Here is a 12231-nt window from a genome sequence, read left to right as displayed (position 1 = left end):
TATGAAGACAAATAATGCACGGATCTATAAAATGCTATTTTCTAGTGTATATCCATTGTATATTCAAAAAGTGGAGAAGAAAGGGCGAACAAAAGAAGAAGTAGATGCTGTTATCTCTTGGTTAACAGGATACGATACACTAGAGATGAATCAGCAACTCGATAAGAAAGTTGATTTTGAGACTTTTTTTTCAGAAGCTCCGTTTCTGAATCCAAATGTATCTAAAATAACTGGTTTAATCTGTGGCCATCGTATTGAAGAAATAGATGACGAATTAGTTAAAAAAGTGCGTTATCTGGATAAATTAATTGATGAATTAGCCAAAGGAAAAGCAATAGAAAAGGTATTGAGATCGTAGTTGTTGCTTTTTTTGCCACGGAAGCCATAGGCCAGATAAAGAATTTTTATCGTCAATAGGACTCTATTTATTTGGCTCTGGTGTTTGCTTAATTCGGTCTATAGCACTTTATCGGGTGTAATAGGCAACTCCCGAACGCGTTTGCCGGTGGCGTTGAAAACCGCATTGGCAACGGCAGCCGCTACGCCCACGATACCTACTTCACCAATACCTTTCACCCCTAACGTATTGACGTGTTCGTCGGTTTCGTTGATAAAGATAGCGTCCAGATGGCCAATATCGAGGTTGGCTGGTACGTGGTAATCGGCGAAGGAACGCGTTACAAAATTGCCCCAGCGCGGGTCAACGACTGATTCTTCAGTCAGCGCCATGCCGATGCCCCAGACGTTGCCGCCGATGATCTGGGAACGGGCTGTTTTTGGGTTGAGAATTTTTCCGGCACCCGTAACTGCCAGAAACCGATTGACGCGGATCATGCCCGTCGATTTGTTTACGGCCACTTCGGCAAAATTAGCGTTGAAACTATGGGCCGAGTACTCTTCCGCACTTTCGGGCGCTTTACTGTCGACGCGCGTCTGAAATTCGGTTAGTTTCTCGGACCGCATGAGCTGGGAAGCGGTTGGACGAACGAAAAACTGTTTACCCGATTTACTCAGCAATTCCTGGGTAATTTTTTCGCAGGCATCGTTCACGGCATTAGCATAACTGGCGGCACCCACTGAGCCTACCGAACCAGCCGCAGGAGGCAGATTGGAATCCCCGATCTTGACCGTTACGTTCTGAACGGATAGTCCTAGCGCATCGGCAGCGGTCTGCGTCAGAATGGTATAGGTACCGGTGCCCAGATCCGCAGCGGCCAGTTCTACGGTTGCCGTTACAGTATCGCCCGTACGCTTCAGCTTCACCACGGCCGACGTAGGGCGCTGGTGAGCAGGATACGTACCGGCCGAAACGCCGTAGCCAATCCAGTAGTTGCCTTGTTCGTTCTGGCGGGGTTCTGCTTTTCGCTTGTCCCAACCAAACGCTTTCGCGCCCTCGCTCAGGCATTGTACAGTGGTGCGCGACGACCAGGGTTTGCCATTGGACGGATCGCGGGCGGGTTCGTTTTTGAGCCGAAACGCAATCGGGTCCATTTTCAGCTTATAGGCCAACTCATCTATCGCCGACTCCATCGCAAAACTGCCGGTCGACTTACCGGGGCCGCGCGTGTAGGTCGGTATGATGAGGTTCATGGGCACTACCCGATACGTAATGAGCGAGTTGGGCGTGTCGTACATGATTTTCGAACAGTCGCCACAGGGTTCCACAAACTCATTCTCAATGGCGCCATGCGTAACGGTTTCATGAGACAGGGCTGTCAGCTTTCCATCGGACGTAGCGGCCAGGCTTATTTTTTGCCGATTGTGCTGACGCATACCCACTGAGTTAACCATCTGTTGCCGCGTCAGCGCCAATTTTACCGGCCGATTGATGTGTTTGGCCGCTACAGCGGCCAGCGCCAGATTGGCCCACTGACCACCTTTCGAGCCAAAACCGCCCCCGATATAGGGCGAAACGATACGTACCTGTTCCGGCTTCAGGTTCAACGTAGCGGCTGCAGCACCTTGAGCACCGTTCACAATCTGAGCACTGCTGTACAACGTAACGCTATCACCGTTCCATTCCGCAATGGCTGCATGAGGCTCCAGCGGGTGGTGGTGTTCGATAGGGGTTTCATACACTTCCTCTACCTTATACGTCGCCTGAGTCAGCGCCGACTGCACGTCGCCCCGTTTCGCGTCGGCTCGTTCTTTGTCTTTCGGGAGACGCGCCTGACTGGCTACTTTTTCAAAATCGATCTTCGCTTCTTTTTTGTCATACGTAACGTTAATCAGCCGTGATGCGTAGCGGGCCTGCTCGAAGGTTTCGGCTACGACGATACCAATATGCTGGCCGTAAAACTCGATGTCCGGGCTTTGCAGCAGCGCACCCCCGCGCAATCCGCCTTTCGTATTCAGCTTTGGCGCATTTTTATGGGTAATAACGGCCAGCACGCCAGGGGCTTTCTCGGCGGCAGTGCTGTCGATCTCGCGAATGGTTCCGGCGGCAACCGTGCTCTTGAACAGAATAGCGTGGGCCGCGTTTTTTACGGGATGATCCATGGAGTAAGGGGCCTTCCCCGTTACCTTGGCAATACCGTCGATACGACTGATCGGAGTGCCAGTTACTTTGTTGGTAGCGTCCATACGATTCGCTTATGCTTTGCCGCCGTTCAGCGCCATTTGAAGGGCTAGTACGATACTGCGATTTCCTAATTCAACTTTAAATGCGTTATGCGACAGCGGTTTAGCGTCTGCCATTTCGGCGTTGGCCGCTGCCCTGAAATTTGCTTCGGTTGCTTCTTTGCCGATCAGAGCCTGTTCGGCTTTTAAGGCTCGCCAGGGTTTGTGAGCCACCCCGCCCATAGCAATACGTGCTTTTTTAATGATATTCCCCTCTGTTTCCAGAGCGGCCGCTACCGACACCAGCGCAAAGGCATATGAGGCCCGGTCACGGACTTTCAGGTAGTACGATTTTTCGGCAAAACGGTTTTGAGGCAGCTCTATCGACGTAATGAGTTCGCCGTGCATCAGGTTGGTGTCCCTGTCGGGCTGATTGCCCGGAAGCCGGTGAAAGTCGGCTATCGGGATGCTACGTTCCTGGCCGCTGGCGTTCCGTACATGGATCACAGCATCGAGTGCAGCCAAGGCCACCGCCATATCAGACGGATACACCGCTACGCATTGCTCCGACCAGCCGAAGATGGCGTGCATCCGGTTAATGCCTTCTTTGGCCCCGCAGCCCGTTTCGGGTGTCCGTTTGTTACAGGGCATGGCCACTTCGTAAAAATAGGGGCAGCGCGTACGTTGCATAAGATTACCGCCGTTTGTTGCCATATTCCGAATCTGGCCCGATGCACCGGCCAGAATAGCCTGCGTCAGTAGGGGATAATGCTGACGAACCAGCGGATGGTTGGCTGCATCCGTATTTTTGCCCAGACCGCCCAGCGAAATACCACCTTTATTGCTCCCCGACGTAATCGATTTAACATCCGACAGCCCCAGTTCGGCAATATCGACCAGTGATGTTGGGCGCTCCACGTCTTCCTTCATCAGATCGAGCAGATTGGTACCACCCGCCAGAAAGCGCGCGTTGGGATTGTTAGCCAGAGATTGACTGGCCGACGTAGCGTCTTTAGCCCGCGTATACGTAAAAGGTCTCATTGATGGAGTGATTGGGGTTATACTGATCGGAAAATCTGCTCAACCGGCTTGCCATGCTGCACCTCTTTAATGGCAGCCACAATGTTGGGATAAGCCCCGCAGCGACATATATTGCCCGACATCCGTTCCCTAATTTCTTCGTCGGACAGTATCAAGGGGCCTGCTGGCTGACGTACGTTTTGGGTAACGTAACTGGCATGACCTTTCTTCGCTTCTGTCAGCAATGCTACCGCCGAGCAAATCTGTCCAGGCGTACAGAAACCGCACTGAAAACCATCGTGTTTCAAAAAGGCTTCCTGCATGGGATGTAATTTCTCGTTCTGCGCCAGCCCTTCGATGGTTTGAACCGTTTTACCCTCGCAACTGGCCGCCAGCGTCAGGCAGGACAATACCCGCTGACCGTTTACCATGACGGTACAGGCACCACACTGTCCGTGATCGCAGCCTTTTTTAGAGCCGGTCAGGTCAAGCCGTTCACGTAGCGTATCGAGGAGGGTCATGCGCGAATCGACCGTAAGCTTACGGGCCGTGCCGTTCACCTTAAACGCTACGTTAACTGGATTGTCGAGACTGAGCGGAGCGGAGTCCAGGGCCTCGGTTACGTTGACTGGCCGTGTGATCAGTTGTTCGGCTAAGGCCGATTGTGCGGCCAGAATGCCTCCGCTTGCCAGGGTTATCAGCTTCAGAAAATGACGCCGATTGACGCCCGAATCCAGAATCTCGTTCAGATCCTCTGGCATCAGATCGGCAAACAACCGCTTTTCATCGTCTGTCAGTTCGGGTGATTCGTGTTCGTCCATGATCAGGCAAGGTTAGTCATAAAAGTATAGCCTGTTGGTAAACCACGTAATAGGGGGGAATGTTAGGCAAAAGCGCCATTCGGCATGCTACAATTTTTCTTTCTCGAATTACCAACCTTCTTGGTAAACGGCTAGTTAGCTATTTCAGTCTACAGACATAGTGTAGAAATAGCTAAAACATAACACTCAACGTTAGGATACAACATGATCAACGACAGTCAAATGAACAGACGCCAGGTTATTGGCGGTATTGGAAGTGGCCTGGCTGCTTCCATGATGACAACAACCGGATTTGCGGCTTCGGGCCCATCTACACCCACGTCAGGAGCGCCAGCACTGGTTAATCCAACGACAAAATATCCCCAACCGCCGTTTACCACGCCGATGCAGCCCTGGCCGGGATTGGCCAGCAAAATGAACCCTCGGCCCGATCACGGCGAGACGAGCTACAAAGGTTCGGGCCGGTTGCAGGGGCGGAAGGCGCTGATTACCGGTGGCGACTCTGGCATGGGGAGGGCAGCTGCTATTGCCTACGCCCGTGAGGGGGCCGATGTCGCCATCAACTACCTCCCGGCCGAAGAACCCGATGCCAAAGAAGTAATTGACCTGATCAAGAAAGAAGGTCGCAAAGCGGTAGCCATTCCGGGGGATATTCGGGACGAAGCCTTCTGCAAGCGGCTGGTCGATGAAGCTGTCAAGGCGCTGGGCGGGCTGGATATTCTGGTAAACAACGCGGCTCGTCAGCAGCAACGTCAATCGTTGCAGGAATTAACGTCGGAGGATTTCGACGCCACGGTAAAGACGAATATCTACGCGCCATTCTGGATCACGAAAGCTGCCCTGCCCCACATGCCGCCCGGCTCGACCATAATCAGCACCACCTCTGAACAGGCCTACGATCCGTCGCCCAACCTGTTTGATTACGCGCAGACGAAAGCGGCTAATATGAATTTTGTAAAATCGCTGGCAAAGCAATTGGGGCCAAAGGGTATTCGGGTAAATGGCGTAGCGCCAGGCCCCATCTGGACTCCGTTGCAGCCCAGTGGTGGAGCAACCGAGGAAAAACTTAAAAACTTCGGTGGTGATACCCCGCTGGGTCGGCCCGGTCAGCCGGTCGAACTGGCTTCCATTTATGTGCAATTGGCCGCCAACGATGGCAGCTATGCCACCGGTCAGGTTTATGGCGCTGCCGGTGGAGGTGGGCAGCCGTAAAACGTAGTGTAAAAAGCCGCAAAACGCTTCGCTCAAGTAGTAGAAAACGGCCTCCGATACGTATCGGAGGCCGTTTTTAGTTAGATTGGCTGTAACTGAACTGGATAACGACCGGGTCATCATCCAGAACGTAGCCGTACATAGGCGGGTCGGTGATTTCTTCGATTTCTACATCGGCTGGCTGTAGATTGGGGGATAACTGACGCGCAGCCTCAACCGCATACGCTTTAGCAACCTGATGAATAACCGCCAGCCGGGAGAACAACGTACCAGCCGATGCATGACTGGTTAGATGCTCATCAAGTCGAGTACTGAATTCCCTGGTGGGTATGTCGATGATTTGCCATTGCCGATCACTACGTTCCTCCTGCATGCCTACTTAACCCGTTTTAACCGTCGTTGTTGGCGCTACGCCGACACTAAAAAGAAAGTTACTGTGTTACGTAGCAAGAGCCTACTGGTTCGTTCAGATCAACGTAACGTAGTCGTATGAATGCTGCTTTGCCGGATAATTACCTCCTTCAGGAAACCCAATCCTCAACCATAGACTGTACCCTAAGATCGCCTGTGCAAAGCCTGCCTGAGTCAGGGATGTTCAACGTCTTTGCGTCCAACGAATTGCTGAAAAGTGTACGAAACGATTCCTTGACGGCTTACCCCTGTCGGTATAATTACAAAATAAGCCTGTTGCGCGGATATAGCCGGGCCGAGTATGCCGACAAAGTAATTGATATAGAGCCGAATGCGCTTATCTTTTCAACACCTAAAATTCCCTTCTACTGGACTCCACAGTATTCGGAAGAAGACACGACCGGTTGCGTTTTTTCGGCAGAGTTTTTACTCCCTGTGAAGAGTGGTGTCGTTCTGGACGAATTACCTATTTTCAAAGCGGGTGGATTTCCAGTATTTCAACTGTCGGCTGAGGACGTGGCTCGGGTGGAGTCTATCTTTGAGCGGATGCAGGAGGAACTATCGTCTTCCTACGTCTACAAGTACGATTTGCTACGTACCTACGTACTGGAACTGATTCATTTCGGGCAAAAATTGCAACCAGCTCCCGTATCACAGCCCGCGCTCGGTGCTTCGGCGCGCGTGTCTTCCTTGTTTATGGAATTGCTGGAGCGCCAGTTTCCCATTGACAACCCAGCCCAGCAATTGCGGCTACGTACCGCCAAAGAATATGCCGATCAACTGGCGGTACACGTGAATCACCTGAACAAAGTGCTGAAAGAAACAACGGGCCGCACAACAACGGAACTGATTAGCCAGCGACTCATGCAGGAAGCCAAACGATTACTGAAACAACCTGACTGGACCATTGCCGATGTAGCTGACAGTCTTGGCTTTACGGATGTAGCCCACTTTTCGAAATTCTTCAAGCAGCAATTGGCTTTAGCACCCGGCGCTTATCGGCATCAGGTGTTGGTTTGAAACCTACAAAAAACGGATTGACTTCTACAAAAGTCCATTGGATCGACTGGCCGACCTTTGCTACGTATTTATTACGTCAGAAAACCAATGCAAACAACGAAAATAGCCATAGTGACCGGCGGTAGCCGGGGTATAGGCAAAAATATGGCGCTGAGTCTGGCGCAAAAAGGAATTAACGTCGTACTAACCTATCATACGCAACAGGCGGAAGCCCAATCGACCGTTGCTGAGATCGAAGCGTTGGGGCAGAAAGCCGTAGCGCTTCAATTGAATACGGCGGATCTGGCGGGTTTCGATGCCTTTTTCGAACAACTTAAAACCACCTTGTCGGCAACGTTTGGCGTTGACCGCTTCGATTTCCTGATCAATAATGCCGGAACGAGCCTGACTGCACCATTTGCCCAGACGACCGAATCCCAGTTCGATCAGATGCTGAATATCCATTTGAAAGGTGTTTATTTTCTGACCCAAAAAGCATTACCTTTCCTACATGATGGTGGACGGATCATCAATATAACGTCGGGTGTTACGCGCTACTCGTTTGCGGGGGCCTCGGCCTATGCGGTCATGAAAGGAGCCGTAGACGTGTTGACCCGTTATCTGGCACTGGAGCTGGGATCGCGTGGGATTTCGGCCAACGTAGTAGCTCCCGGCGCGGTGTTTGGCGGAGGAGCGATGACCGATACGCCAGAGATGCGGGCCTACGTAGCACAGGCCACCGCATTGGGCCGGGTTGGGCTACCCGATGATATTGGTGGTGTCGTAGCGTTTCTGTGTAGCGAAGAAGCCAAATGGATCAACGGTCAGCGGATTGAGCTAACCGGTGGTATGGGCTTGTAGATAAGATTAATCAACAACGTAACGGGTTTGTGATAATAGGTGTAATAACCTGCCATCACGAACCCGTTACGTTGAATACCATCAAAAATATGTAGGCTTTCTATTTCCGGATGTTGTTTTCAAAAAGATAAACCCCGTTTTTGTTGGCGACAATAATGTCTGGTTTTTTATCACCGTTCATGTCGTGTATTGTTACGTTGAGCCCTGAGCCAGAATCGTTATCGATAACGTGCTCTTTGTAATAGGGCGCTTTGCCGGGCATGAACTCAAACCACAGCAGAATAGGGGCGTCACTGTCGCCGGGATCGCGACCGTGGTGGGCCAGGAATCGCTTACCCGTTATGTAATCGGGTCGGCCATCGCCATTCAGATCAGCCATAATCGACGAGTGAGTCTGGGCTGTTGTATTACTCATTAGGTGTGTTTTGAAGTTAATCTGGCCTTGCTCATCCGTGATTTGTTCGTGCCACCAGATCCCAAGCGCATGCCCAGATGCACTCACTACGTCGTTTTTACCATCGTCATTAACGTCCAGCACCTGCATGTGTGAACAGGGTTCGCCCAGATTGGCCGGATGAAAAACCCAGTTTCCTGCTTTTTTATCGGGTGTCCCCTTAAACCAGCCTTCCCGAACCACTACGTCGTTAATGCCATCTTTATCGATGTCGCCGTAACCAATGCCGTGTGAAAAAATTTCGGTCCCCGGTACGTTCTCCTGGCTGAGTGGGAAGCGTTCCCATCGGGTATCGCCGGGTTTAGAAGGGGCTTTTAGCCAGACGATCTGCTTTTTATCTTTATCACCACACAGAATATCGAGCCGCCCATCACCGTCGATATCAATAAAGCCGGGCGACTCATTGGCGATGCCCATCGAATCGGCAAGAATATGTTTTCTCCAGGGCCCCGACTGCTTATTTTTTGGGTTCTCGAACCAGAAACCGGGTTTTCCGGGAAAATCGATTATCACTACATCATCCCAGCCATCCTGATTGACGTCCATACCCAGATTGAGAAACGAGTCGCTGTACTCTTTTCGGGGATCATAGGTGCGGGATGGTGCCATCTCGTGCCGGGTCCAGTTGGGGGCTTCGAACCAGTAATAACCAGCGACAATATCCATTTTGCCGTCTTTATTCAAATCGGCCACGGCTGCCCCCTCCGAGATAAAATCTCTGGTGAGGGTCGTCTTCTTGAAATTTCCTTCGGGAGCAGCCGCATTGGCTGCTCGTTCGGTACTGGCGGCTGCGGCCTGTTGCTCCCGAACCTTCATCAATGTTTTGTCCTGACTGTAAGCAGCCGTGAGCCAGCAGCAAAGTAGAGCTCCTGTTATTGTGATTGCTTTCATACATTCGTCGATTATAAAACGCAGATGAATATGATTGTTAGGATTAATCATGATCTGCGTAAATCATAACAATCATCCGTATTCTATCAATTTAATACTAGTCCTCTAGTGCTTTGGCAATCAATGCCTGAAGTTCATGATTTTCGTGCGAATGCTCCAGCTTGCCAACCCGGTCGTTCAGCTCTTTTAGTAGTTTTTTAGATTCATCAGAACCAATCGCTCCAATACGTTGGATCATATAAGGCAGGTGCTTCGGCATCTTCGATTTCTGTCCTAGTTCGAGCGCCCGTTTCATATCGACAGCCGCTAATGGTTCGGCTGCGTACCACACCATCAGCGGCAAGTTATGGTCGTCTTTATCGGTAGCTTTCTGAACGAGTGCATCCACTACGTCCCACCGTTGAGCCGGTTCCAGACGCCCCATAGCGGAAGCCAGATAGAGCCGAACCAACGCAGAATTGTCGTTCTGAGCCAAGGTAGCCAGCTTTTTCAGCGTTTCGGGCGATACGGTTTTATCCTCCGTAAGCAACTGAATCGCCCAGCTTCTGACATATTCGTCTTCGTTGGAAAGCAGGGTGTTTAAATCCTGTTCAGTCAGTCCATTGGTTACGTGCAATGCCCAAAGCGCACGAAGTTTACGCGTAGCATCCGGGTTTTTCGCCAGGATGTCTTTTAGCGCTTTGTGGACTTTTTTACTGCCACCACGTTCCTGTAAGAGTAACCGTGCCTGACGGACGTACCAGTCGTTTCCGTTCAGTTGCGCATTGACCAACTCCATATCTGATGCTTTCGATAAATCGACCTGCACCCATTTGTCGTTGTCGTGGGTTATTTTGAAAATGCGGCCCATCGTCTTGTCGTGAACGTCAGGATTCGGGCTATGGCATTGATTTTTGTCGTACCAGTCGATGGCCCAGACCGAACCACTGGCGTCGTATTTCATATTCAGCCATTGCGACCAGGAATCGTTCATGGGCATAAAATCGGGTTTATGGGTGACCACATAGCCTGATCCAGAACGGGTTGGATGGTCCTGATTCAACTTCGCACCGTTTATATTGTTCATGAAAATATCGTTACGGTATTCCTGCGGCCAGCTATTGCCGAGGTAGATCATAGCGCCCGAATGCGCGTGTCCGCCACCCGCTGAGCCTGACCGGAAATTGCCCGCGTGTGGTCCCCGCTCGCCAACCCAGTGAACGTGATCGGCGTGGGTTTTAATATCGTCGTAGGTGTACGGGTTGAAATGCTTACCGGCCTGCCGCTGGTACCGACCACCCTGAATCATGTGGTACATATGCGGAATTACGCAGGCCGTAATGAAGGCATGACCGTACTCGTTGAAATCGAGGCCCCAGGGATTACTGGTGCCTTCGGCAAATAATTCGAATTTCTGGGTGGTAGGGTGGTAGCGCCAGACACCTGCGTTTAGCTTCGTTCGTTCCGAATCGGGAGCGCCCGGCTTACCGACATTCGAGTGGGTAAACACGCCATGGGTGCCATACAGCCAGCCGTCGGGTCCCCAGCGCAGACTGTTCAGCGTTTCGTGCGTATCTTCTCGTCCCCAGCCATCGAGCAATTTTTGGGGTGCGCCAGTCGGTTTGTCGTTTTTGAAGTCGGTCGGAATAAACAGCAGATAAGGAGCCGCACCGAGCCAGACACCGCCCATGCCTACTTCAATACCGCTGACCAGATTCAGACCTTCCGTGAACACTTTTTTCTTATCAAGCGTACCGTCGCCGTTAGTGTCTTCGAAAATCAGAATGCGGTCGCGACCCTGCCCCTCGGGAGCCGGAACGGGGTAAGTGTGTGATTCGACTACCCAGAGTCGACCTCGCCAGTCGATGGTATAGCAAATGGGTTTGACAATGTCGGGTTCAGCGGCTGCCAGCGAAATACGGAAACCCTTAGGGGGCGTCATGGCCTGAGCCGCTTTGACACCCGAAAGCCCGGCATTCAGCACTGGGTCGAGCGGTGGCAGGACAATGATATCTTTCTGCTTCAGTTCGTTCGGGAAGTTCGGGCGGGTAGGGTAGAAGAGAAAATCATCGAAATTGATGTGCGCCCATTTGTCATTGGGAATGTATGGGATTTGTGAAATACCGGTTTCGTTGTCAATAATTCGGATGTATATATCCTGATTCAGATACGGTTGCAACTCAACTACAACCGGCTGAAGCGTAGCGCGACCCTGCCCGGTGCTGTGAAAAATAACCTTGTTCGTGCTGGCCTGAACCAGTTCGACCCGCGTATCCTGTAAGGCTCCTCCCGATACCTTAAAAGCAGCAAAAGGCTGCGTTACTGTGAAGGGTACCGATGTCAACGTACCGACTTGCTTGTAATTGGTGGTGCCGCCACTGCTTAGAAAGTACTTGCCATCGAAACCGATATGCATCTCTTTTTCATGGATGGGCGACGGGTCGTCCTGGGCAAAAACGGCATGAGTGAAGGCATCACCGGTTGCGGTCCAATCGTTTAACGTACCGTCTTCGAAATTCAGATTAATGGGCTTACCGTTTTTCATTGGGATCTGTCCGGCAACGGTTGCGTTGGAAATAGTACCCTCCACTACGTCAAAGTTCCCAACCATACCGGCCGCCCGGTGTCCAGGAACGGTACAGTAATACGTATCGCTTTTGTCGGCTCGGAACGTAATGCTGGTTTTGGAACCTTTGTCCTGTAGTGTCTTGCTCTTAAGCCCCAGTTTTTCCAGCGCGATATCATGGGTCATGACTTCACCGTTTGTGATGGTGATCCGTACAAGATCCCCTTTATTTGCTTTCAGCGTAGGATTTCGGGCGCCGTCTTTCGCGAAAAAGCCCAGCATGGTGGCTTCCAGTTGAAAATCGCGTTCGACTCTGGCCGTATCGGGAGCAGGCTTGTTTTTACTGGTTTGGGCGACACCATATGCACCTGGAATGCAGAGTAGGGTCGTAATCAGCAGTGTTTTAAGACGAGAATTCAGCATAGGAATAGAATAGGCATCTAGGGTAAACAGGAGTT

At 51.4% G+C, this 12231-nt stretch carries 10 protein-coding genes; 4 read left to right on the top strand and 6 right to left on the bottom strand.

The annotated features are described in order from the left end of the window. The first annotated feature begins 1 nt into the window (after position 1). On the top strand, positions 2-358 hold the full coding sequence (locus GK108_RS27635; RefSeq protein WP_163954825.1) for a DUF2200 domain-containing protein: 357 nt from the start codon (positions 2-4) through the stop codon (positions 356-358). Positions 359-456: 98 nt separating this feature from the next. Here the strand turns inward: GK108_RS27635 and GK108_RS27630 are convergent, their stop codons facing one another. From GK108_RS27630 to GK108_RS27620, 3 genes are read right to left on the bottom strand one after another with little or no spacing between them, the layout of a single operon-like run. Continuing rightward, entirely contained in the window at positions 457-2583 is a 2127-nt protein-coding gene (locus tag GK108_RS27630; RefSeq protein ID WP_163954824.1) for a xanthine dehydrogenase family protein molybdopterin-binding subunit, read from the bottom strand. A 9-nt stretch (positions 2584-2592) separates the two neighbouring features. Further along, positions 2593-3600 carry an FAD binding domain-containing protein gene (locus GK108_RS27625; RefSeq protein WP_163954823.1) on the bottom strand — a complete coding sequence of 336 codons (1008 nt, stop codon included), beginning with the start codon at positions 3598-3600 and terminating at the stop codon, positions 2593-2595. Positions 3601-3617: 17 nt separating this feature from the next. Beyond that, positions 3618-4400, bottom strand: a complete 783-nt coding sequence (locus GK108_RS27620) for a 2Fe-2S iron-sulfur cluster-binding protein (RefSeq protein WP_163954822.1) — start codon at positions 4398-4400, stop codon at positions 3618-3620. Positions 4401-4622: 222 nt separating this feature from the next. On the opposite strand from GK108_RS27620, the gene GK108_RS27615 reads away from it, so the two are divergent. Continuing rightward, on the top strand, positions 4623-5612 hold the full coding sequence (locus GK108_RS27615; protein WP_163954821.1) for an SDR family oxidoreductase: 990 nt from the start codon (positions 4623-4625) through the stop codon (positions 5610-5612). Between the two features lie 76 nt (positions 5613-5688). On the opposite strand, the gene GK108_RS27610 is transcribed toward GK108_RS27615, so the two are convergent. Then, positions 5689-5985: a hypothetical protein gene (locus tag GK108_RS27610; protein ID WP_163954820.1), complete on the bottom strand. Its 297-nt coding sequence runs from the start codon at positions 5983-5985 to the stop codon at positions 5689-5691. A gap of 116 nt (positions 5986-6101) precedes the next feature. Here GK108_RS27610 and GK108_RS27605 point away from each other — a divergent pair, with 116 nt between their 5' ends. Then, complete coding sequence (locus tag GK108_RS27605) at positions 6102-7043, top strand: helix-turn-helix domain-containing protein (RefSeq protein WP_163954819.1); 942 nt, start codon at positions 6102-6104, stop codon at positions 7041-7043. Between the two features lie 87 nt (positions 7044-7130). After that, entirely contained in the window at positions 7131-7883 is a 753-nt protein-coding gene (locus tag GK108_RS27600) for an SDR family NAD(P)-dependent oxidoreductase (RefSeq protein ID WP_163954818.1), read from the top strand. A gap of 100 nt (positions 7884-7983) precedes the next feature. Here GK108_RS27600 and GK108_RS27595 read toward each other — a convergent pair whose 3' ends face one another. Together GK108_RS27595 and GK108_RS27590 are read right to left on the bottom strand one after the other, a co-directional pair. Next, complete coding sequence (locus GK108_RS27595; RefSeq protein ID WP_163954817.1) at positions 7984-9228, bottom strand: FG-GAP repeat domain-containing protein; 1245 nt, start codon at positions 9226-9228, stop codon at positions 7984-7986. Between the two features lie 97 nt (positions 9229-9325). Then, a complete protein-coding gene (locus tag GK108_RS27590; RefSeq protein ID WP_163954816.1) occupies positions 9326-12196 on the bottom strand; it encodes a PVC-type heme-binding CxxCH protein in 2871 nt (956 codons plus the stop codon). Positions 12197-12231 lie beyond the last annotated feature (35 nt).

Source organism: Spirosoma terrae, from assembly GCF_010435915.1.
GTDB lineage: Bacteria > Bacteroidota > Bacteroidia > Cytophagales > Spirosomataceae > Spirosoma > Spirosoma terrae.
The sequence above is the reverse complement of the archived record's forward strand: the minus strand, read 5'-3'. Positions and strand labels throughout refer to the sequence as shown.